We start from the raw sequence: 22,599 nt of genomic DNA, 5'->3' as shown, positions 1-22,599 counted from the left end.
CCTCATTCGATTTCACCGCAGCAGGAAATAAAGGGACTCCCTGACCGTGCAGACCACCGACAACCAGCGTTTCCCTTCCACGACTCCGCCGCCCCAGTCCCGGTACCACAGCATGAAAATCAAACGCTTCGTCGCCTCCGATATGCGCTCGGCCATGAACCTGGTGCGCAAGGAACACGGACCGGACGCAGTGATCCTGTCCAACCGCCGGATCGAGGAAGGTGTCGAAATCGTGGCGGCGGCCAACTATGACGAAAGCGCCGTGCAGCGTGCGCTGGAAGCGGCCCGCAAGGACGTGGCCCCACCGCCGGTGCCGCGCCCGCGCAGCGCCGCCGATGCCGTGATCGCCGCCGTGACCCGCCGCAGGGCCCCGGTCGCCGCGCCCGAGCCGGTGGCCGCGACCACCTCGGCCGTCGCCGCGCTGGCCCGCGCCGCCGTCGGCGCCACCGGTCGCACCCTGGATACCGCCAACGAGATCGTGCCGCCGCCGGGCAGCAGTGGCTTCGCCGCCACCCTGGCCCGTGCCAGCGTCGGCCCGGCCGTCAACGAACCGTCGCTGCCGGAGCAGATCTTCGCGCCGTTCAATGTCGAGCAGGCCGCGGCCGCGTCGCCAGCGCTGCTGCAGCCTGAGCCGCCTGTCGCCGAGCCCACCGTGGCGGCCGTGAACCCGCCGATCAACCGCGCGCGCTTCGTCATCGACCCGCCGATGGACGACGAACCGCACTTCCAGATGCACGTGCCGGCCGCGGCCGTGGCGATGCCGCCGCTGCCGGTCAGCGTCACCGTGCCGCCGGCCCTGCCCGCGGTCGAGAGCGTCGTGGCAGCGCAGGACACGGCCGCCCAAGCGCGTGCCGAAAACCCGGCGCCCGCCGTTGTCGCCGAACCGGCGCAGGCCCAGCCCCAGCCGGCCGCCGAACTGGTGGTGGTGCAGCGTGATGACGAAGAGATCCGCCAGCTGCGTCACGAAGTGGCCGGCATGCGCCATGTCATCGAGCGCGAGATGAACCGCTTCACCGATGAGCGCCTGCGCGGCTCGCCGGTCCGCGCTGCGGCACTGGACCTGATGGACGAGTACGGCTTCGATGCCGGCATCAGCCGCGACGTGGCGATGCAGATTCCGCTGGACACCGAAGCCCACCGTGGCCGCGGGCTGATGCTCGGCCTGCTCTCCAAAAAGCTGCCGATCGCCCCGGTCGACCCGCTCGAAGCCGGCGGCGTGATCGCCCTGGTCGGCCCCACCGGCGCCGGCAAGACCACCACCATCGCCAAGCTGGCCTCGCGCTTTGCCGAGGCGCATGCGGCCCGCGATGTCGCCCTGGTCACCACCGATACCGGCCGCATCGGCGCCCGCGAGCAGCTGTACGGCTTCGGCCGGCAGCTCGGCATCGCGGTCCATGAAGCCAGCAGCGGCAGCGATCTGAACCAACTGCTGGAGCGCCTGAAGGACTACAAGCTGGTCCTGATCGACACCGCGGGCCTGGGCCCGCGTGACCGCGCCCTGGCCGCCCAGCTGCAGTGGCTGCGCGCGGCCCAGCAGATCCGCACCCTGCTGGTGCTGCCGGCCAACACCAGCTTCGGCGACATGGACGAGGTGGTCCGCCGCTTCAGCGCCGCCAACCCGCAGGGCGTGGTGCTGAGCAAGCTCGACGAGACCGGCCGCTTCGGCAGCGCCCTGTCGGTGGCCGTGGACCACCGCCTGCCGATCACCTGGGTCACCGATGGCCAGGACGTTCCTGAAGACCTGCACCGTGCCAGTGCGGCCAATCTTGTACTTCGCCTTGAAGATTTGCGCCGCGCGGCCGATATGCCCTGCAACCCGGAGTTGAACCATGCCGTCGCGTGAGTACGCCAAGCTGACCAAGACCTTCCCGTTGTCGGCTACCCGAAGCCAGCCGCTGGGCCCGGTCCGCACCATCGCCGTCACCGGCGGCAAGGGCGGCGTGGGCAAAACGAACGTTTCGGCCAATCTGGCCGTGGCGCTGGCAGACATGGGCAAACGCACGCTGCTGCTGGACGCCGACCTCGGCCTGGCCAACATCGACGTGATCCTGGGCCTGCAGCCGAAGGTGACCCTGGCCGACCTGGTCGCCGGGCGCTGCACGCTGGAAGAAGTGATCATGGAAGGCCCCGGCGGCGTGCTGGTGGTCCCGGCCGCCTCCGGCCGTCGCCACATGGCCGAGCTGCAGCCGGCCGAGCACGTCGGCCTGGTCAACGTGTTCTCCGAGCTCGAGCGCGAGCTGGACATCATGATCGTGGATACCGCCGCCGGCATCACCGATGGCGTGCTGACCTTCTGCCAGGCCGCACAGGACACCGTGGTGGTGGTCTGCGATGAGCCGGCGTCGATCACCGACGCCTACGCGCTGATCAAGGTGCTCTCGCGCGAGCGCGGCGTGGACCGCATCCAGGTGGTGGCCAACATGGTCCGCGACCCGAACGAAGGCCGCGTGCTGTACGAAAAGCTGAGCCGCGTGTGCGAGAAGTTCCTCGCCGATGTCTCGCTGAACTACCTGGGCTGCGTGCCGCAGGATGACTGGCTGCGCCTGTCGGTGCAGCGCCAGCAGCCGGTGGTGAAGGCCTACCCGTCCAGCCCGGCCGCCCTGGCGCTGACCGAGATCGCGCGCCGCACCGCCCGCTGGCAGGCCCCGACCGAGCCGCGTGGCGGGGTCGAGTTCTTCCTGGAACGCATCCTCAAGCAACGCGGGGTGACGGTATGAAGGGCGCAGCACAATACAAAGAGGTCCAGCGGACCGCGGCCAACGAGTGCATTGCCCAGCACTCGGACCTCGTCCGGCGGATCGCCCACCATCTTGCCGCGCGCCTGCCGGCGAGCGTGGAAGTGGACGACCTGATCCAGGCCGGCATGATGGGCCTGATCGAGGCCTCGCGCAGCTACGACGCCGACCAGGGCGCCTCGTTCGAAACCTACGCCTCGATCCGTATCCGCGGTTCGATGATCGACGAGATCCGCCGGGGCGACTGGGTGCCGCGCTCGGTCCACCGCCGTGCCCGGGATGCCGCCGCCACCATCCGTCGCCTCGAGCAGAGCACCGGCCGCGCCGCCAGCGCCACCGAAGTGGCGGCCGCGATGGACATGCCGCTGCCGGATTACCTGCGGCTGATGGAAGACGCCTCGCGCGGCCAGGTGCTGAGCTTGGAATCGCGGATCGAAGACCAGGGCGAGCTGGACACCGTCGCCCAGGGCGGCCCGACCCCGCAGCAGGTGCTGGAACGCGGCGAGTTCGGGCGCGAGCTGGGCAACGCGATCGGCCTGCTGCCCGAGCGCGAACAGCTGGTCCTGTCGCTGTACTACGAGCAGGAACTGAACCTGAAAGAGATCGGCGCCGTACTGGGTGTGAGCGAATCGCGCGTGTGCCAGATCCATGGCCAGGCCGTGCTGCGCCTGCGGGGCCGGCTGAAGATCTTCGAGGCGGCAGACGCCGGCCTCGAGAACCATTGAAATCGAGGAAAGTGCTTTGAACAAGAACATGCGTATCCTGATCGTCGACGACTTTTCGACCATGCGTCGTATCGTCAAGAACCTGCTGGGCGATCTGGGCTTCACCAATACGGCCGAAGCCGAGGACGGGCATGCCGCGCTGGCTATGTTGCAGAGCCAGCCGTTCGATTTCGTGGTCACCGACTGGAACATGCCGGTGATGACCGGCATCGACCTGCTCAAGGCCGTGCGTGCCGATGCCAAGCTCAAGACCCTGCCGGTGCTGATGGTGACCGCCGAAGCCAAGCGCGAGCAGATCATCGAAGCGGCCCAGGCCGGCGTGAACGGCTACATCATCAAGCCCTTCACCGCGCAGACGCTGGAAGAGAAGCTCGGCAAGATCTTCGAACGCCTGGCAGCGAGCGCCTGATGGAGACCCTGAGCGACAAATCCGCGTTGGTGCAGCGCCTGCAGGATGCCCTGGCCGCGCTGGAAACTGGCGACGAAGCCTGCTGGCGCCGGGAAATCGACGCCCTCGCCGCGCTGCGCACGCAGCCGATGATGGCCGGCCTGAACCGCCTGGCCCGCGAACTCGGCCAGGCCCTGGGCGAGCTGCCCAGCCTGCCCAGCGAAGCCGGCGAACTGGATGACGCCTGCGCGCGCCTGGACCACGTGGTGGCGATGACCGAACAGGCCACCCACCGCACCCTGGACCTGGCCGAGGAATGTCGCTCGCTCACCGAACAGCTGCGCGCCAATGGGCTGACGCCCGACCAGGGCCAGCAGCTGGACCGGATCCGCCACAACCTCACCGAAATCGCGCTGACGCAGAGCTACCAGGACCTGACCGGGCAGATCATCCGCCGCGTGGTCGGGATCGTGCGTCGCGTGCATGAGGGCTTCGGTGCGCTGGGCCTGCCCCCGCAGGAAGACGACAAGAAGCGCGACACCAACGGCCTGGCCGGCCCGGCCGTGAATGGCCTGGATCGCCACGCGGTGTCACAGAACGACGCCGACGACCTGCTCTCGGACCTGGGACTGTAACGACCATGAGTGCTGTGCCAGACGATATCGCTGCCGACTTCATCCTCGAGGCCCAGGAAATCCTGGATCGCCTCGGCGAACAGCTGGTGTCGCTGGAGCAGGCGCCCCAGGATGCCGACCAGCTCAACGCCGTGTTCCGTGGCTTCCACACGCTCAAGGGCGGTGCCGGCTTCCTCGGCATCCAGGCGATGGTCGAGCTGTGCCACGCCGCCGAGGAAACCCTTGGCATGGCCCGCTCGGGCCAGGCCACGCTGCAGGCCCACCACTTCGATGCAGCCCAGCAATCGCTGGATTACCTGCAGTCGATGCTGGATTCGGTCTCGGCCGGGACCGAGCCGGGCTATGCCCCGCCGGAGCTGATCGCCCAGTTCGACGTCAACGGGCCGGCCTCGCCGGCGCCTGCGGCCACCGCCACGGCCAGCAGCGGCGGCGAGATGATCACCGATGATGAGTTCGAGGCGCTGCTTGACCAGTTGCACGGCGGCGCCGCACCGACCGCCATCGCGGCCCCGAAAAAAGATGACGGCCTGATCGGCGAGGACGAGTTCGAAGCCCTGCTGGACCAGCTGCACGGTGGCGCCGTTCCTGGTGCCAAGGCCGTTGCCGCCGCGCCGGTGGCTGCACCGCGCGCCGTGGCTGCGCCGGCCGCGCCGAGCGCCAAGCCGGCCCCGGCCAAGCCGCTCGCCGAAGCCGAACACACCGTGCGCGTGGACACCAAACGCCTGGATGCGATCGTCAACCTGATCGGCGAGCTGGTGCTCTCGCGCAACCGGCTCAAGACCCTGCGTGCGCGCCTGCACGATGAAGAACTGGACCGCGCGGTCTCCACGCTGGACATCGCCACCGCGCGCCTGCAGTCGGCGGTCATGCGCACCCGCATGCAGCCGGTCGGCAAGGTGTTCTCGCGCTTCCCCAAGGTGGCACGCGATGTCGCGCGGTCGCTGAAGAAGGAGGTCGAGCTTGAGCTGATCGGCGCGGAAACCGAGCTGGACCGCAACCTGGTCGAAGCGCTGGCCGATCCGCTGGTCCATCTGGTCCGCAACGCGATCGACCACGGCGTGGAAATGCCGGACCTGCGCGAGGCCCAGGGCAAGCCACGCAGTGGCCACGTGCGCCTGTCGGCCCAGCAGGAAGGCGACTACGTCAGCATCGAAGTGCAGGACGACGGCGCGGGTATCGACCCGGAACGCCTGCGTCAGAAAGCACGCGAGAAGGGCTTGATCGATCCGGAGGCCGCCGCCCGCCTGAGCAGCGAGGAATGCCTGCACCTGGTGTTCCTGCCCGGCTTCTCGACCAAGCAGCAGGTCACCGACATCTCCGGCCGCGGCGTGGGCATGGACGTGGTCCAGTCCCGCATCCGCGAGCTCAGCGGCCAGATCCAGATCCAGTCCGAGCTGGGCCGCGGCAGCCGCTTCATGATCCGCGTGCCGCTGACCCTGGCGATCCTGCCAACCCTGCTGGTGCAGGCCGGCGAAGACGTCTACGCCCTGCCCCTGGCCCGCGTGATGGAGGTGCTGCACGCCCCCAACACGTCCCTGGGCTGGTTCGACGGCCGCGCCGTGCTGGACCGCAAATCGCACACGCTGGCCCTGGTGGATCTGCGTCACTGGCTGGATGTGGAGCCGATGCCGTCCTCGCTGCTGACCATCGTGGTGCTGCAGGCCGGTGAAGCCCGCTTCGGCCTCGTGGTCGACCAGGTCCGCGGCCGCGAGGAAGTGGTGATCAAGCCGCTGCCCAAGGCCCTGCGCGGCCTGCGCGGCTACGCCGGTGCCACCCTGATCGGCGACGGCCGCATGTCGCTGATCCTCGACGTAGACGGCCTCCGCTGACGCCGGTAGAGCCGACCGTTGGTCGGCTGCTTTACCCCCAAAAACTGTGACCGCCGCCCCACCGGATTCCTTCGGCATCTCAAGTCCCATTCACACAAGCCGATAACGGACCCATGGACAGACTCAGCCTCATTGGACTTTTCCTCGCGTTGGCCTCACTGGTCGGCGGCAGCATCCTCAAGGGGGCTGGTCTGGCGTCGCTGTGGTCGCCGGCCGCCTTCGTGATCGTCATCGTCGGCACCATCGCCTCGATCCTGCTGCACACCTCGCCGGCCGTGTTCAAGCACGCCTTCAAGATCGTGAAGTGGGTGATCCTGCCGCCGATCAGCGACCGCCGCCACCTGATCCAGCAGATCGTGGAGTGGAGCAACATCGCACGCCGCCAGGGCCTGCTCGGTCTGGAAGCGCAGGTCGACGCCCAGGACGATCCGTTCCTGCGCAAGGGGCTGCAGTTGCTGGTGGACGGCGTGGAGCCGGAAACCATCCGGCACATGATGGAGATCGAGCTGAGCAGCCAGGAGAGCCAGGACCTGGCCGCCTCCAAGGTGTTCGAGGGCATGGGCATCTATGCGCCGACGCTGGGCATCATCGGCGCGGTGCTCGGCCTGATCGCGGTGATGAAGAATCTTGCCGATCCGAGCAAGCTCGGCCACGGCATCGCAGCGGCCTTCACCGCCACCATCTACGGCATCGCCTCGGCCAACCTGCTGTTCCTGCCGGTCTCGGCCAAGCTCAAGAGCGTGATCCACCACAACAGCCGCGACCGCGAGATGATCATCGAGGGCCTGATCTCGATCGCCCAGGGTGAGAACCCGCGCAACATCGAAACCAACCTGTCCGGGTTCCTGCACTGACATGGCCCGCCGCAAGCACCACGAAGAACATGCCAACCATGAGGCCTGGGCGATCCCTTACGCCGACCTCATGACGCTGCTGCTCGCCTTCTTCGTGGTGATGTACGCCATCTCCTCGCTCAACGAGGGCAAGTACCGGATCATGGCTGACGCGCTGACCACCGCCTTTGGTGGCGCGCCGCGCACCATCAACCCGGTGCAGGTCGGCAACCAGCAGGTCCAGGGCGGCGGCTGGGACAGCCCCTCGGTGATCAGGGCCGGGACCAAGATCGGCCCCTCCGCCCCCGCCCCCAGCAACGACCCGACCCTGCTGCCGGCGATGGCCTCGCAGATGCGCATGCCGGTCTCGATCCGCAACCAGGCACAGCTGCAGCGAGCCGAGCGCCAGCTCAACGGCATCGCCGACAAGCTCACCGCCACGCTGGCGCCGCTGATCGACCGCGGCATGATCACCGTGCGCCGCACCGAGCTGTGGATCGAAGTGGAGATCAACAGCGACATCCTGTTCCCGACCGGCTCGGCCACGCTGGATGTGCACGCGCGCGACACCCTCTCCAAACTGGCCGAAGTGCTGCGCGATGCGCCCAATGGCGTGCGCGTGGAAGGCCACACCGACAACATCCCGATCGCCACCTCGCTGTTCCCCTCCAACTGGGAGCTGTCGGCCGGGCGTGCGGCCAGCGTGGTGCATCTGTTCGCTGATCAGGGCCTGCAGCCGGCACGGCTGGCGATGGTCGGCTACGGCCAGTTCCGCCCCCGCGAAGACAATGCCAGCGCCGAAGGCCGCAACCGCAACCGGCGGGTGATGGTGATCATCCTGGCCGACACCGCGCAGACCATCGATCCGATCACCGACCGGCTCAGCGCCGATGCCGAGGCGGCCGATGCCACCCAGGCAACCGCCGCCGGCACCCCTGTTACCCCCATCGCACCGGTGCAGTTGCCACCGGTGCCGGCCGGCAGCCGCGTTGGCGCCGCCGTTCCGCCCGCAATGAAGGAGTGAACCGCATGCGTATCTGGGCTGTTGCCAATCAGAAGGGCGGCGTGGGCAAGACCACCACGACGCTTGCGCTCGGCCGCGGTCTGGCCACGCAGGGCCACCGCGTACTGTTGATCGATCTGGATCCGCATTCGTCGCTGACCCGCGCCTTCGGCGTGCCGCTGGATCCGCCGCCGCAGGGCGTGCTGGAACTGTTCGCCGCGCCACCGGCCGAGCTCTCCACCCTCGCCCACCGCAGCGACATCCCGGGCCTGGACTACGTCTGCGCGCAGGCCGCGCTGGCCACGCTGGAGCGCCGCAGCGCTAACCAGCCCGGCCTCGGCCTGGCCCTGCAGAATGCGTTGGGCCGCCATCAGGGCCAGCACGATTACATCCTGCTCGATTGCGCCCCCACCCTGGGCCTGTTGATGATCAACGCACTGGCTGCGGCCGACCGCCTGATCATCCCGACCCAGGCCGAGCCGCTGGCCCTGCACGGCCTGGATGGCATGGTCCGCACCGGCGAAATGGTCGAGCGCTCGCGCCGCCGCCCGCTGCCGATGTCGATTCTGCCGACCCTGTTCGACCGCCGCACCCGCGCCGGCAACGAAACCGTCAAGCTGATGCAGGACAAGCACGGCCACCGCGTCTGGGAAGACGCGATCCCGGTCGACACCCGCATCTGCAACGCCGCCAGCCTCACCGTGCCGCCGCAATCGGAGGATTACCCCGGGCGTGGCCTGGCCGCCTATCGCCGCGCCCTGGAATGGATCCTGGCCGACGACGCGCAGCAGATGGAGCGCGCGGCATGAACACCGCGGGGGTCCTCGACGACTACCTGGAGCAGCTGCTCGGCGACGCGATGCCGGCGCCGGCCGAGGCGCCGGTGTCCGTCGCGGGGGTCGAGGTGGTTGATGCGCTCGCCGCAGTCGAAGCAGTCGAAGCAGTCCAAGCCGAGTCTGCCACCGGCAACGCGGGCGTCGCCGAACTAGCCCCGGCGGCTGAAGCGAGTGCCGTCGCGCCAGGCTTCGACGACCTGCTGGATGAACTGCGCAACGATCCGCTGCTGAGCGGCGCGATGACGCTCCCCACGGAGGTGCAGGCGCTGGACGCCGCGCCTGTGCAGGCTGCCCTCGCGGCGCCTGCGCCAGGCTTCGACGACCTGCTCGATGAGCTGCGCAACGACCCCCTCCTCAGCGGCGCGATGCCCGCGCCCGTGGACGAATCCCGCCCAAGCTGGGACGACCTGCCAGCCGAGGTCGTCTACGAAACCGATTCCGTGGATGCAGGCACCGACGCGCCTGCGACGGCACCCTCGCCGGCGGTGGCGCCCGCCCCGGCACCGGTCGCCGCGCTGCCAACCGCCCGCGCACCGATCGCCCGGCCGATGCCTTCCATGACGCCGATGCCGCCGATGCCGGCCGCTACCAGCGTCCGCGCCGGTACCCCCTCACTGGCGCAGAGTCGCCCTGGCAGCTGGGAGGAACTACAACGCCAGGCACGCGACCCGGCCTCCAGCCCGCGCGAGAGCCGCCGCGCCAGCGAGCGCACCTCGCGCTGGCTGCGCCTGCGCTGCGGCGCCCAGGCCTACGCACTGGAGCTGCTCAAGGTCCAGGAAGTGGTCCTGCCGGTGCCGTTGCTGCCGCTGCGCGGCACCTCGCCGGCAATGCTGGGCATCATGAACCTGCGCGGCCAGGTGGTGCCGGTGATGGACCTGGGGATCCACCTGGGCAGCAGCGCGGCCGGCAACGACGCCAATACCCGCATCGTGGTGCTGGAAGAGAACGGCGAGACGATGGGGCTGCGCGTTTCGGCCGTGGAGGATGTCGCCAACCTCACCGATTCGCAGATCGAACCCCCCGATACCGCCCGCATCTGCCAGATCTCCAACGACCTCTTCCGCGGCGTGGCCCGCGGCGGCGCCCAGCCGATGATCCTGCTGGATGCAACCCAGCTGCTGAACTGACCGCCGCAACGGCTAAAGCTTCCCGGGTTAATGCCGTTATAGACCTCGGAACCGTTTGTCCGGAGCAATGATGAGCACTGTGGCCCTGGGTGATGATCTCGGTATCGAGACCAGCACCGAGCTGAAAACACGTTTGGCCCCCCTGGTGGATCAGGCCGGCGATCTGATGCTGGATGCCAGCCAGGTCGGCCGTATCCATACCGCCTCGGTGCAGGTGCTGTGCGCATTCGTCGAGGCCCGCCGCAAGGCCGGGCATCCCACCGGATTCCACGGTTGCACCGCAACCTTCCGTGATGCCGCGCGCCTGCTCGGCGTCACCCAGGCCCTCGGCCTGGATGCACCCCATGACAACCTGAAATCTGTGGAGAACGCTGCATGAGCGCACGTATCTTGGTGGTGGACGATTCGGCGTCGATGCGCCAGATGGTCTCTTTCGCCCTCACCTCGGCCGGCTTTTCCGTCGAGGAAGCCGAAGACGGCGCGGTCGCCCTCGGTCGTGCCAAGGGCCAACGCTTCAACGCGGTGGTCACCGACGTCAACATGCCCAACATGGATGGCATCGCGCTGATCCGTGAGCTGCGCCAGCTGCCGGACTACAAGTTCACCCCGATGCTGATGCTGACCACCGAATCGGCCGCGGACAAGAAGTCCGAAGGCAAGGCCGCCGGCGCGACCGGCTGGCTGGTCAAGCCGTTCAACCCGGAACAGCTGGTCGCCACCGTCCAGAAAGTCCTGGGCTGATCCCGCTTCACCCTTCCCTCCCCTCGCAACTGGACACCCCGCACCATGAGCATGGATCTGCAACGTTTCCACGCCACCTTCTTCGAAGAAAGCCGCGAGGGGCTGGATGCGATGGAAGCTGGCCTGCTAGCGCTCGAATCGGGGCAGCAGGACCCGGAGATCATCAACTCGGTGTTCCGCGCCGCGCACTCGATCAAGGGCGGCGCCGGCACCTTCGGCTTCGATGCGATCGCCGCGCTGACCCACGTGCTGGAAACGCTGCTGGACGAACTGCGCGCCGGCAAGCGGGCGCTGGAGCCGGCCGCGGTTGATGCGATGCTGGCGTCGGTGGACGTGCTGCGCGCGCTGCTGCGCGAAGCCGAACACGGCCAGGCTGCAGATCCGCAGGCGGTCGCCGAGGTCAAGGCGCGCCTGGAAGCGGTGCTGTCCGGCCACGCCGCCGCGGCGGCACCGGTCGCGGCCGCCAAGGTCGATGACACCCCGGAGGCGTGGCAGATCGGTTTCGTGCCGGCGCCATCGCTGTTCATGAGCGGCAACGACCCACTGCGCATCATCCGCGAGCTCGAGCACCTGGGCTCGCTGCAGGTCGCCGCACGTCTGGATCGCCTGCCCGGTTTCGACCAGCTTGATCCGCTCGAAGCTCACCTGGCATGGGACCTCGGCCTGGTCGGCAAGGTACCGCGCAGCAAGATCGAAGATACCTTCGCCTGGGTCGTGGACGACTGCGAACTGGACATCCGTCCGGCCGCACCGCCGAGCCTGGCCACCAGCGCGCCGGTCGAGGCCAAACCCGCCGTCGTCGCCCCTGCGGCACCGGCGGCGGCCGCACCGCCCGCCGCCGCCGCTCATGAAGCCGAGACCTCGATCCGCGTCAGCGTGGACAAAGTCGATGCGCTGATCAATCTGGTCGGCGAACTGGTCATCACCCAGGCCATGCTCAAGCAGGTCTCGCACGCGCTGGATCCGGCGCAGGCCGAGCAGCTGCTGACCGGCCTGGATCTGCTGGAACGCAATACCCGCGATCTGCAGGAAGCGGTCATCGGCGTGCGCATGCTGCCGGTGGACGCGGTGTTCCGCCGCTTCCCGCGCCTGGTCCGCGATCTGTCCTCGCGCCTGGGCAAGCACGTGCGCCTGCGCACCATCGGCGAAGGCACCGAACTGGACAAGGGCCTGATCGAGAAGATCGCCGATCCGCTCGTGCACCTGGTCCGCAACTCCATCGACCATGGCCTGGAAATGCCGGACGTGCGTCGCGAGGCGGGCAAGGACGAAACCGGTACGATCACCTTGGCGGCCTCGCACCAGGGCGGCCACATCGTGATCGAAGTCAGCGATGACGGCCGCGGCCTGAACCGCGACAAGATCCTGTCCAAGGCGCTCGAACGCGGCCTGAGCGTGCCGGACAACCCCACCGACGCGCAGGTCTGGGATCTCATCTTCCAGCCCGGCTTCTCCACCGCCGATGCCGTCACGGATCTGTCCGGTCGTGGCGTCGGCATGGATGTGGTCCGCCGCAACATCCAGGCGCTGGGTGGCGAAGTACAGCTGGAAAGCCAGGCCGGCAACGGCACCCGCGTGCTGATCCGCCTGCCGCTGACGTTGGCGATCCTGGATGGCATGACCGTTTCGGTCGCCGGCGAAACGTTGATCCTGCCCCTGGCCTATGTGCTCGAAGCCCTGCAGCCGCAGGCCGACGATGTGCGCACCATGGCTGGCGAAGGCCGGGTGCTGCGGGTGCGCGGCGAGTATCTGCCGATCCTCTCGCTCAGCGAGTACTACGGCTACGGTGGCCGTGCCATGGACGATCCGCTGGTGGTGGTCGTTGAAGGCGATGGCCAGAAGATCGCGCTGGAAGTGGACGAACTGGTCGGCCAGCAGCAGGTCGTGGTCAAGAACATCGAGAACAATTACCGCCGTATCAGCGGGGTTTCCGGTGCGACCATTCTCGGCGACGGCCGGGTTGCCCTCATCGTGGACATCGGCGGCCTGGTGCGTTCGCTCAAGGTGCCACAGGCCGCATAACGCGGCTCCATCATGCTGTCCCCCACGCCGCCGCTCCCCCGGAGCGGCGGCGTTGTTTCGTGGGCGTGCGTGGGTGTTGATCAGGGCGCATCGAACTGTGAACTCCGTCAGCGCGCAAGGCGGCGAGCACCCCCTCCCACCGTCCGCGTGCGTACGGAAGAAACCGCTCGACCCCTTGCAACAGCAAGCATCGCCGCCCATCGCGCCGTGATGGCGAATGTGAAAAAAATGTGACGCGGCACTATCAAGTTGCGGTCGATCAGCGCCGCTATCCGAAGTAGCGACCACGGCAACCGTCGCGCTCCTCCGCTCCACTCTCTCCCATCCCGCTGATTCCGCCCAGCACCCCACGGCTGTGCGTCACTGCCCTGCCCGGAGTTTCAATCATGAAGTGGTTCCACGACCTGCCCATCGCCCGCAAGCTGGCGGTAGGCTTCACGCTCACCACGTTGATGACGCTGGCCCTGGGCAGCTTCGCCCTGGTCCGCCTGGGCGAGGCCAACGCCCAGCTGCGCGCGATGAGCACCAACGACATTCCCTCGGTCCAGCACCTGGGCGAAGTGCGCGCGCAGCTCGGCGAGTTCCGCACTTACGAAATGGCCCAGCTGACCGTGCTGGACAAGCCGGAGTCGGTCGCCGACTACGACAAGCGCATGGCCGACACCGGCAAGATCGTCAACGCCGAGCTGGCCGCCTACGCGCTGCTGCCGGCCGGCGACAAGGAACGTCAGTTGTACGACGTGGTGGCCGCCCGCACTGCCGACTACTTCAAGGCCAACGGCCAGATCAAGGACGCCATCGCCGCCGGCGACGGCGTCACTGCCCAGCAGATCTCCGATGAACAGTCGCGCCCGGCACGCCGCGCGCTGTTCGCCGCACTCAAGGACCTGGGCGAGTTCAGCAACGGCGTGATGGCCAGCCGCATCGAAAGCGCCAACGCCACGCACCAGAACAGCGTCTACGCGATCATCGGCTGCATCGTGCTGCTGTCGCTGCTGGCTGCCGTGATGGGCGTCGTGATCTCGCGCGCCATCACCCGCCCGCTTGGCCAGGCCGTGCACGCCATCCAGTCGGTCGCCCGTGGCGATCTGTCGGTCAACATCCAGGCCACCAGCAAGGATGAAGCCGGCAAGATGCTGACCGCCACCCGCGACATGACCGTGATGCTGCGCCGCTTCTCCGAGCAGACCCAGCAGATGGTGGAAATGCACGCCGGTCCGGACATCAGCCACCGCATTCCGGAAGATTTCCCGGGCGTGTATGGCCAGCTGGCCGTCGGCATCAACACGGTGATCTTCGAGCACCTGGATTCGATCAAAGACGCGATCAACGTCCTGAACCAGTACGCCGCCGGCGATCTCTCGCCGAACGCCCGCCGCCTGCCCGGCACCCGCGCAATCCTGCACGAATCGATGGATGCGGCCAAGGCGAGCCTGCTGGCGATCAACACGCAGATCCAGTCGCTGGCCCAGGCCGCCGCCGCCGGTGACTTCACCCAGCGTGGCGATGCGACACGCTTCGACCACGACTTCCGGGTCATGATCGAGCACCTCAACACGATGATGCAGGTCGCCGACGGCAATCTGTCCCAGCTCTCGCACCTGCTGCAGTCCATCGCCAACGGCGATCTCACCGCGCGCATGCAGGGCGAGTTCCACGGGGTGTTCGCCTCGATGCGCGACGATGCCAACACCACCGTCGCCCAGCTGACCCAGATCGTCGGCCGCATCCAGCAGGCGTCCTCCAGCATCAGCACCGCCGCCGGCGAAATCGCTTCGGGCAACAACGATCTGTCGCGTCGTACCGAGCAGCAGGCCGCCAATCTGGAAGAGACCGCCGCCTCGATGGAGGAACTGACCTCCACCGTGCGCCAGAACGCCGAACACGCCCGCCAGGCCAACCAGCTGGCCATCGGCGCCCACTCGGTCGCCTCGCAGGGCGGTGATGTGGTGGGCCGCGTGGTCAGCACCATGCACGAGATCGACGCATCCTCGCGCCGCATCGCCGACATCATCACCGTGATCGACGGCATCGCTTTCCAGACCAACATCCTGGCGCTGAACGCCGCGGTGGAAGCCGCCCGCGCCGGCGAGCAGGGTCGCGGCTTCGCGGTCGTCGCCTCTGAAGTGCGCACCCTGGCCCAGCGCTCGGCCGGCGCGGCCAAGGAGATCAAGGGCCTGATCGACGAATCGGTCGGCAAGGTTGCCGAAGGCTCGCAGCTGGTCAACCAGGCCGGCGCGACCATGGGCGAAATCGTGGCCTCGGTGCAGCGCGTGACCGACATCATGGCCGAGATTTCCGCGGCCTCGCAGGAACAGTCGGCCGGCATCGAGCAGGTCAACCAGACCGTAGTGCAGATGGATGAGACCACCCAGCAGAACGCCGCGCTGGTGGAAGAAGCCACTGCCGCCGCCCGTGCCATGGAAGAACAGGCCGGTCACCTGACCGACGCTGTCGCACTGTTCAAGCTGGACAGCCACGCGCACGCGGCACCGGCCACCGTGGTCCATGCACCGGCCGCGCCACGAGCCGTCGCAGCGGCCAAGCCGCGCAGCGTCGTTGCCGCACCGCGCCGGGTCAGCCCCCGCGAACCGGCCCTGGCCAACGACACCGAGTGGCAGGAGTTCTGATCGCGCCTGCCACGTGATCACGCGCCCTTCGACACCCCGCTCCGGCGGGGTGTCGTCGTTTCGGCAGGGCCATCGCGGATCGCCGCGCTGCAATTGCCCCTACATAAATGTGAACTACTGCCGATAAACGGACAGAGCCCCGGCATCTACGCCTGCCGGCACCCGCCCAACCCAGCAGATTCCATGTCCGAAGGCAGCCTCGACGCACACGACCGCCCCCATGGCATCCACGACGATGCCACGGATGACAGGTACCTGGTCCGCAACCCCCGCCAGATCCGGCAGTTGCTGCAGGCGCTGATCGACCAGCGTTCGTTGATCAACGCCCATCTCGGCGGCCGTGACCAGTCCTTCCCCACGGCCGTCCTGGAGCTGGACGAAGACGACGACTGGCTGCTGCTCGACGGCAGCCCGTCCGAGCCCTCCAACCGCGCCGCCGAAGAAGCCGGCCACCTGCTCTGCTTCGCCCAGCTGGACCGGGTGATGGTCCGGTTCCGCCTGGACGGGCTGGAGCGCGTGCGCAACGAAGGCCATGTCGCCTTCCGCGTGCCGTTCCCGCAGGAACTGGTGCACCTGCAGCGTCGTGAACTGTACCGGCTGGAAACGCCGATCACCGATTCCCCCCAACTGCAGTTCCCGGTCAACGAAGACCGCAGCGAAGCGCTCCAGCTGCGCGTGGTCGACATCAGCGGCGGTGGCCTGGCCGTCACGGTGCCGGTGGACTGCAACGTGTTCTCCCTGCAGAAACGCTACGCCGCCCGGCTCGACCTCCCCGACGGCAGCCCGCTGCACGTCTCGCTGATCGTCTGCAACCAGTTGGCGCTCAAACTGCCCAACGGGGCGGAGATGAAGCGGATCGGCATGCGCTTCGACGACCTCCCGCGCGGCGGCGACAGCGCGATCCAGCGCTACATCTTCCGTATCGACCGGCAGCGGAGTGCGCGGAAGAACGGGGAGAGTTGATCGCTGCTTCAACGGCATGGCGTCGCCGCATCCCTGCGGCTCATGGTCCCGACTGAAGGCAGGGTTTGGGTGGGTGGAAGCTAAAGTCGCCCCCGGGCAGGCCGATATCCAGCGTGACCCCCGGTTTTTCGACCGCCACGCCCGACCCAGGACCCCTCGATGAACGACAAGAACAGCAACGCCGCCAGCGACGGCGGCGAGTACCTCAGCTTCACCCTCGGCGCCGAGCACTACGGCGTGGACATCCTCAAAGTCCAGGAAATCCGCGGCTACGACTCCGTCACCCGCGTGCCCGATGCCCCGGATTACATCAAAGGCGTCATCAACCTGCGCGGCACCATCGTCCCCGTCATCGACCTGCGCCTCAAACTGCGCCTGGAAAATGCCACCTACGACGCCTTCACCGTCATGATCGTCCTCAACGTCGAAGACCGCGTCGTCGGCATCGTCGTTGACAGCGTCTCCGACGTCATCCCGTTGGCTGCCGACCAGATCCGCCCGACGCCCGAGTTCGGCGCCGCCGTCGATACCCGGTTCATCTCCGGCATCGGCACCCAGGACGATCGCATGCTGATCCTGCTGGATATCGAAACCCTGCTCGACAGCGCCGACATGGGCCAGGCCCCGGTCATCGACGACGTCGCCGCCTGAGACATCCGTCACAGAAAAACGGCCGTCACGCCGCTGTCGCCACCGGCAGCGGCCACCGTCGAAAAAATTGCTTCAGTTCCCCGCTGACCGGCCGATAGCTGGTTTCAGAACCCGGCTGCACTGGATCGCCCATGGCCGGGCCACCTTGCCCATATCCCCGGAGAATTTTCCCGATGAAGTCCCTGCTTGCCCTGTTCTCGGTCGCCGTGATCGCCTCTTCCGCCTCTACTGCATTCGCCCAGTCCGGTGAAATGATTCCGCCGGAAATGGCCCCGCGCTCGGTCGGCAAGGACGGCATGGTCTGCGGCAAGGTCGAGAAGGCCCGCTACGCCGAAGGCTCTGAAGGTCAGCCGACCTTCCTGTACATGGGCGGCGCGTTCCCGCGCCATACCTTCTCGGCCCGCATCGCCGGCGCCAACCGCGACAAGTTCAGCTTCCCGCTGGAATCGCTGGAAGGCAAGACCGTCTGCGTGATCGGCAAGATCGCACGCGATGCATCGCGCGCTGAAATCGAAGTCAGCTCGCCGGCCGGCCTCAAGCTCGCCAACATCAAGTAATTGCCCGTACGCCCTGCCACGCCGGCCCAGGCCGGCGTGGTCGCTGCAACCGGCCCCGACGGCCGGACGCGTTTGCCACTGGAGACCGCACCTGCCATGCCGTGGATCAACAACCTCAAACTGATGCCCAAGTTGATGCTGACTTTCGGCGTCCTCCTGCTGGTGATGCTGCTGCAGGGCATCGTGGCCTATCGTGGCCTGCACTCACTCAACAACGTCACCACTGAACTGGCTGGCCCCCGGATGGACAGCATCCGCATGGCCGGCGAACTGCGTGGCATGGTCGGCGAGTACCGCAACTCCGCTTACCAGGGCCTCATCCGCGCCAGTGATGACGTCAAGGCCGAAGCCAAGTCCCGCGCGGCGGAGCTTCGCACCCAGATCGATGCCTCGATCAAAAAATACCCCGCGCTGATCGACAATCCCCAGCAGAAGAAGCTGTTTGACACCTTCGCCAAGGATTGGACCGACTCGCTGGCGTCCTACGACGCCGTCACCGAAATGCTCGAGCTGGACCTGCCCGACGATGCCGTGGACACCTTCGTTGGTGAAACCCGCGCCAAGCATCGCAAGGCCTCGGCCGCGCTCGAAGCCCTGATCGCCGAGGACAACCGTCTCTCGCGCGCCTCGCGCGAAGAAGCCGAATCCACCTACGCCGCCTCGGCCATGCTGACCGTCATCACCCTGCTCGGCGGCGCCGCCCTGGGCCTGGTGCTGGTGTATCTGTTTGCCCGTTCGCTGGTGGGCAGCATGCGCGGCGCCGTCTCGGTCGCCAACGATGTCGCCAGCGGCAAGCTGGACGGCCATATCGATGTCAGCCGCAAGGATGAAGTCGGCGATCTGCTGCAGGCCATGCAGCGCATGCAGCGTGATCTGCGCGAGCGTACCGAAACCGACCAGGCCATTGCCCGCGAGAACCTGCGCATCCGTACCGCGCTGGATTACAGCTCCACCGGCGTCTACCTGACCGATGCGCAGCACACCATCGTGTACAGCAACCGCGCCCTGCAGCAGACCCTGAGCCAGTACGAAGCCGACATTCGCAAGGACCTGCCGGACTTCGACGCCGCCGCCTCGCTGATCGGCAAGTCGGCCGCCGCGCTGGAGCACGGCAGCGAAATGGATCCCAAGACCCTGGCCCAGCTGCAGCAGCACGGCGTCAGCCGCCGCCCGATGCAGTTCGGCGAGGCCCAGTTCGCCCAGGTCATCTCCTCGATCGCCAACGAACAGGGTGAGACCGTCGGCCACGTCATCGAATGGCGCGACCGCACCCCGGAAGCCCTGGTGGAAGCCGAAGTGGCCCGCGTGATCGCCCAGGCCGCGGCCGGCGATCTCTCCGGCCGCATCGACAGCGATGGCAAGGAAGGCTTCTTCCTGCAGCTGGCCCAGCAGCTCAACGGCCTGCTGGATGCCAACTCGGCCAGCATCGAACAGGTTTCCAACCTGCTCGCCGCGCTGTCCCAGGGCGACCTGACCGTGCGCATGCACGGCGACTTCCAGGGCGTGTTCGCCCGGATGCGCGACGACGCCAACGCCACCGCCGAGCAGCTCAGCGGCATCGTCACCCGGATCAAGCACTCCAGCCAGCAGATCAACTCGGCCGCCAGCGAGATCGCCACCGGCAACAGCGACCTGTCGCGCCGTACCGAACAGCAGGCCGCCAACCTGGAAGAAACCGCGGCCTCGATGGAGGAACTGACCTCCACCGTTCGCCAGAACGCCGAGCATGCCCGCCAGGCCAACCAGCTCGCCATCGGCGCGCACACCGTCGCCTCGCAGGGGGGTGATGTGGTCGGCCAGGTCGTCACGACCATGAGCGCGATCCAGACCTCGTCCAAGAAGATCGCCGAGATCATCTCGGTCATCGACGGCATCGCCTTCCAGACCAACATCCTCGCGTTGAACGCGGCCGTCGAAGCGGCGCGTGCCGGTGAACAGGGTCGTGGCTTCGCGGTCGTGGCCTCCGAAGTACGCACCCTGGCCCAGCGTTCTGCCGGCGCGGCCAAGGAGATCAAGGGCCTGATCGACGACTCCGTCGGCAAGGTCAATGATGGCTCGGCGCTGGTGCAGAAGGCGGGCGCCACCATGGGCGAGATCGTGGCCTCGGTGCAGCGCGTGACCGACATCATGGCCGAGATCTCCGCCGCCTCGCAGGAGCAGTCCGCCGGCATCGAGCAGGTCAACCAGACCGTGGTACAGATGGACGAGACCACCCAGCAGAACGCCGCGCTGGTGGAAGAAGCCACCGCCGCCGCCCGTGCCATGGAAGAGCAGGCCGGCCATCTGACCGATGCCGTGTCGATCTTCAAGCTCGATGAGCAGGACATCGCGCCCGCCCCGGCCGTGGTCGCACCGCCGCGTGCCGCCCGCGCGCCGCTGGCGCAGGCGGCAGTGCGTCGCCCGGCCTCGCGCCCGGTGGCCACCGAACTGGCCGACGGCGACTGGCAGGAGTTCTAAGCCCCGCCACGCACCACGCGGAAAGGCCCCGATGCATGCGCATCGGGGCCTTTTTTCTGCGCGTTCCACTGCGGCGCCGCCCGCAACCTGAATACGCTCAGTCGAGCGGACTCAATCGTGGCGACCTGCGGCCGATAACAGCATTGCCGCGACATGTCTGTCGATCAAAGACCCCTGCCCATGAATCTACTCAGCCGCTGGAACCAGTCCTTCTCCAACCTGTCCGTCAGGCGCAAGCTCAACCTGCTGACCGCACTCATCGCCGTCGGCGTGATCGCGCTGGCGATCATTGCTGCCCGCATGCAGTACCTGGACCTTGCCGAAACCCGCAAGGAAGCGCTGAAGACCCAGGTTGAACTCAGCTACGGCATCCTGGCGCACTACACCCGACTGGCCAGTTCCGGCGAGCTGACCGAAGAGGCTGCCAAGGCAGCGGCGTTGCAGGCGCTGGACGTGATGCGTGCCGACAGTGACAGCGCGTACTACAACGTGCTCGGCACCGACTACACCCTGTTGATGCACCCCTTTGCGCGTGACCGCGTGGGCAAGGTGCAGAAGGACTACACCTCCAAGGACGGCGTGCCGATCTATCTGCAGCAGGTCGACATGGCCAGGACCGGCGGCGGCTACACGTATTACAAGACCACCAAGCCCGGCAATGACGCCCTGATCGAGAAGGTCACCTACGCCGGCATGTACGCCCCGTGGCAGTGGGTCATCACCAGCGGCGTGTACATGGATGACGTGCAGCGGCAGGCATTGGTGTTCACCGCCATCATGGCCGCTACCGGCGGCGGCGTGGTGCTGATCGTGCTGGGGCTGAGCTGGCTGATCGGCAACCGCATCACCCTGCCCCTGCGCCAGGCCACCCACGTGGCCGAGAGCATCGCCCGCGGCAAGCTGGACAGCCGCATCGGCGAGCAGGCGCACGACGAGCCCGGCCGCCTGCTGGAAAGCATGGCGCGCATGCAGGAACAGCTGCATGCGGTGATCAGCGGCCAGCGCGAGATGGCCCGCCGCCACGATGCCGGCAGCACCGGCTACCGCATGGACGAAACCGCCTTCCCCGGTGAGTACGGCCTGATGGTGCATGAAACCAATACCCTGGTCGGCGCACACGTGCAGACCATGGATGCGGTGCTGGCGGTGGTGCAGCGCTACGCGCAGGGCGACCTCAGCGCGGACATCGCGCGCTACCCCGGCGAGAAGGCCGCCATCACCGCCACCGTGGATGCGGTCAAGCAGAACCTGGGCAACATCAACGGCGAGATCCAGCGCCTGGCCGCGGCGGCCGCCGCCGGCGATTTCAGCCAGCGTGGCGACACCGCCCGCTTCGATCACGATTTCCGCCGGATGATCGGCCACCTCAACGCGATGATGCAGGTCAGCGATGACAACCTGGGCAAGCTCTCCCAGCTGCTCTCGGCGATCGCCGAGGGTGATCTGACCGCGCGCATGCACGGTGACTTCCAGGGCGTGTTCGCCACCATGCGCGACGATGCCAACGCCACCGTCGCGCAGCTGACCCAGATCGTCGGCCAGATCCAGGAGGCCGCCGGCAGCATCAACCTCGCCGCCGGCGAAATCGCCACCGGCAACAGCGATCTCTCGCGCCGTACCGAGCAGCAGGCTGCCAACCTGGAAGAGACCGCGGCCTCGATGGAGGAACTGACCTCCACCGTGCGCCAGAACGCCGAGCACGCGCGCCAGGCCAACCAGCTGGCGATCGGCGCCCACACCGTGGCCACCCAGGGCGGCCATGTCGTCGGCGAAGTGGTCACCACCATGGCCGCGATCCAGACCTCCTCGAAGAAGATTGCCGAGATCATCTCGGTCATCGACGGCATCGCCTTCCAGACCAACATCCTGGCGCTGAACGCCGCGGTGGAGGCGGCACGTGCCGGGGAACAGGGACGTGGTTTTGCCGTGGTCGCCTCCGAAGTGCGCACCCTGGCCCAGCGCTCGGCGGGCGCGGCCAAGGAGATCAAGGGCCTGATCGACGACTCGGTCGGCAAGGTCGCCGAAGGCTCGCAGCTGGTCAACCAGGCCGGCGCGACCATGGGCGAGATCGTCGCCTCGGTGCAGCGCGTGACCGACATCATGGCCGAGATCTCGGCGGCCTCGCAGGAGCAGTCCGCCGGCATCGACCAGGTCAACCAGACCGTGGTGCAGATGGACGAGACCACCCAGCAGAACGCCGCCCTGGTGGAAGAAGCCACGGCTGCCGCCCGCGCGATGGAAGAACAGGCCACCCAGCTGGCCCATGCCGTGGCCATCTTCCGCCTGGACGACCAGGTCGCGCAGGCCGTCAGCGCGGTCACCGCCCGCGCGGTTGCCGGGATGCCGCCGGTGCGTCCCGCCAGCCGCCCAACGCCGGCGGCCCCGCGTGCCGCCACGCCGATGCGTCCCGCGCGCAGCACGCCGGCCGATGACGGCAACTGGCAAGAGTTCTGAGTGCCCGCGGCGA

18 protein-coding genes and 1 pseudogene are annotated in these 22,599 nt (G+C 67.7%); all 19 read left to right on the top strand.

Translation table 11 applies throughout. The features are described 5' to 3' along the window. Positions 1–112 precede the first annotated feature (112 nt). Positions 113–1,843 carry a flagellar biosynthesis protein FlhF gene (gene flhF, locus ABE546_RS00390; protein ID WP_346462236.1) on the top strand — a complete coding sequence of 577 codons (1,731 nt, stop codon included), beginning with the start codon at positions 113–115 and terminating at the stop codon, positions 1,841–1,843. Then, the gene (locus tag ABE546_RS00385) at positions 1,830–2,717 is read left to right on the top strand and encodes a MinD/ParA family protein (protein WP_019182906.1); all 888 of its coding nucleotides are present in this window, start codon (positions 1,830–1,832) and stop codon (positions 2,715–2,717) included. The genes flhF and ABE546_RS00385 overlap by 14 nt, the downstream gene beginning before the upstream one ends. Then, positions 2,714–3,460, top strand: coding sequence for an RNA polymerase sigma factor FliA (locus ABE546_RS00380; RefSeq protein ID WP_019182907.1), 747 nt, complete (start codon positions 2,714–2,716; stop codon positions 3,458–3,460). The genes ABE546_RS00385 and ABE546_RS00380 overlap by 4 nt, the downstream gene beginning before the upstream one ends. Before the next feature lie 16 nt (positions 3,461–3,476). Beyond that, positions 3,477–3,869 (top strand): chemotaxis response regulator CheY, encoded by a 393-nt coding sequence (gene cheY, locus ABE546_RS00375; RefSeq protein WP_019182908.1) that lies wholly within the window; start codon positions 3,477–3,479, stop codon positions 3,867–3,869. Then, positions 3,869–4,483: a protein phosphatase CheZ gene (locus ABE546_RS00370; protein ID WP_346462234.1), complete on the top strand. Its 615-nt coding sequence runs from the start codon at positions 3,869–3,871 to the stop codon at positions 4,481–4,483. The genes cheY and ABE546_RS00370 overlap by 1 nt, the downstream gene beginning before the upstream one ends. 5 nt (positions 4,484–4,488) lie before the next feature. After that, the gene (locus ABE546_RS00365) at positions 4,489–6,312 is read left to right on the top strand and encodes a chemotaxis protein CheA (protein ID WP_313211875.1); all 1,824 of its coding nucleotides are present in this window, start codon (positions 4,489–4,491) and stop codon (positions 6,310–6,312) included. A 113-nt stretch (positions 6,313–6,425) separates the two neighbouring features. Further along, entirely contained in the window at positions 6,426–7,166 is a 741-nt protein-coding gene (locus tag ABE546_RS00360) for a flagellar motor protein (RefSeq protein WP_346462232.1), read from the top strand. A 1-nt stretch (position 7,167) separates the two neighbouring features. Continuing rightward, a pseudogene (motD, locus tag ABE546_RS00355) lies at positions 7,168–8,013 on the top strand (flagellar motor protein MotD); the annotation flags it as partial. Between the two features lie 161 nt (positions 8,014–8,174). Then, positions 8,175–8,957 carry a ParA family protein gene (locus ABE546_RS00350; protein WP_313211876.1) on the top strand — a complete coding sequence of 261 codons (783 nt, stop codon included), beginning with the start codon at positions 8,175–8,177 and terminating at the stop codon, positions 8,955–8,957. Next, positions 8,954–10,111 (top strand): chemotaxis protein CheW, encoded by a 1,158-nt coding sequence (locus ABE546_RS00345; protein ID WP_346462230.1) that lies wholly within the window; start codon positions 8,954–8,956, stop codon positions 10,109–10,111. Before ABE546_RS00350 ends, ABE546_RS00345 begins: the two co-directional genes overlap by 4 nt. A gap of 70 nt (positions 10,112–10,181) precedes the next feature. After that, positions 10,182–10,490: an STAS domain-containing protein gene (locus tag ABE546_RS00340; RefSeq protein WP_313211878.1), complete on the top strand. Its 309-nt coding sequence runs from the start codon at positions 10,182–10,184 to the stop codon at positions 10,488–10,490. Then, the gene (locus tag ABE546_RS00335; protein WP_088435039.1) at positions 10,487–10,852 is read left to right on the top strand and encodes a response regulator; all 366 of its coding nucleotides are present in this window, start codon (positions 10,487–10,489) and stop codon (positions 10,850–10,852) included. The genes ABE546_RS00340 and ABE546_RS00335 overlap by 4 nt, the downstream gene beginning before the upstream one ends. A gap of 45 nt (positions 10,853–10,897) precedes the next feature. Then, positions 10,898–12,874, top strand: a complete 1,977-nt coding sequence (locus tag ABE546_RS00330; protein WP_313211879.1) for a chemotaxis protein CheA — start codon at positions 10,898–10,900, stop codon at positions 12,872–12,874. Between the two features lie 386 nt (positions 12,875–13,260). Then, positions 13,261–15,504: a methyl-accepting chemotaxis protein gene (locus tag ABE546_RS00325; protein WP_346462228.1), complete on the top strand. Its 2,244-nt coding sequence runs from the start codon at positions 13,261–13,263 to the stop codon at positions 15,502–15,504. Between the two features lie 183 nt (positions 15,505–15,687). Further along, entirely contained in the window at positions 15,688–16,467 is a 780-nt protein-coding gene (locus ABE546_RS00320; RefSeq protein WP_346462227.1) for a flagellar regulator YcgR PilZN domain-containing protein, read from the top strand. 159 nt (positions 16,468–16,626) lie between these two features. Further along, positions 16,627–17,118, top strand: a complete 492-nt coding sequence (locus ABE546_RS00315; RefSeq protein ID WP_346462226.1) for a chemotaxis protein CheW — start codon at positions 16,627–16,629, stop codon at positions 17,116–17,118. Between the two features lie 173 nt (positions 17,119–17,291). After that, positions 17,292–17,675 carry a hypothetical protein gene (locus ABE546_RS00310; protein WP_088435034.1) on the top strand — a complete coding sequence of 128 codons (384 nt, stop codon included), beginning with the start codon at positions 17,292–17,294 and terminating at the stop codon, positions 17,673–17,675. Between the two features lie 96 nt (positions 17,676–17,771). Continuing rightward, the gene (locus tag ABE546_RS00305; RefSeq protein WP_313211888.1) at positions 17,772–20,132 is read left to right on the top strand and encodes a methyl-accepting chemotaxis protein; all 2,361 of its coding nucleotides are present in this window, start codon (positions 17,772–17,774) and stop codon (positions 20,130–20,132) included. A gap of 180 nt (positions 20,133–20,312) precedes the next feature. Further along, positions 20,313–22,586 carry a methyl-accepting chemotaxis protein gene (locus tag ABE546_RS00300; RefSeq protein WP_346462224.1) on the top strand — a complete coding sequence of 758 codons (2,274 nt, stop codon included), beginning with the start codon at positions 20,313–20,315 and terminating at the stop codon, positions 22,584–22,586. Positions 22,587–22,599: the final 13 nt, after the last annotated feature.

The sequence above is a fragment of the Stenotrophomonas sp. TWI377 genome, from assembly GCF_039674525.1.
Classification (GTDB): domain Bacteria; phylum Pseudomonadota; class Gammaproteobacteria; order Xanthomonadales; family Xanthomonadaceae; genus Stenotrophomonas.
Note: the sequence above shows the minus strand (reverse complement) of the source record. Positions and strands in the feature narration are given on the sequence as shown.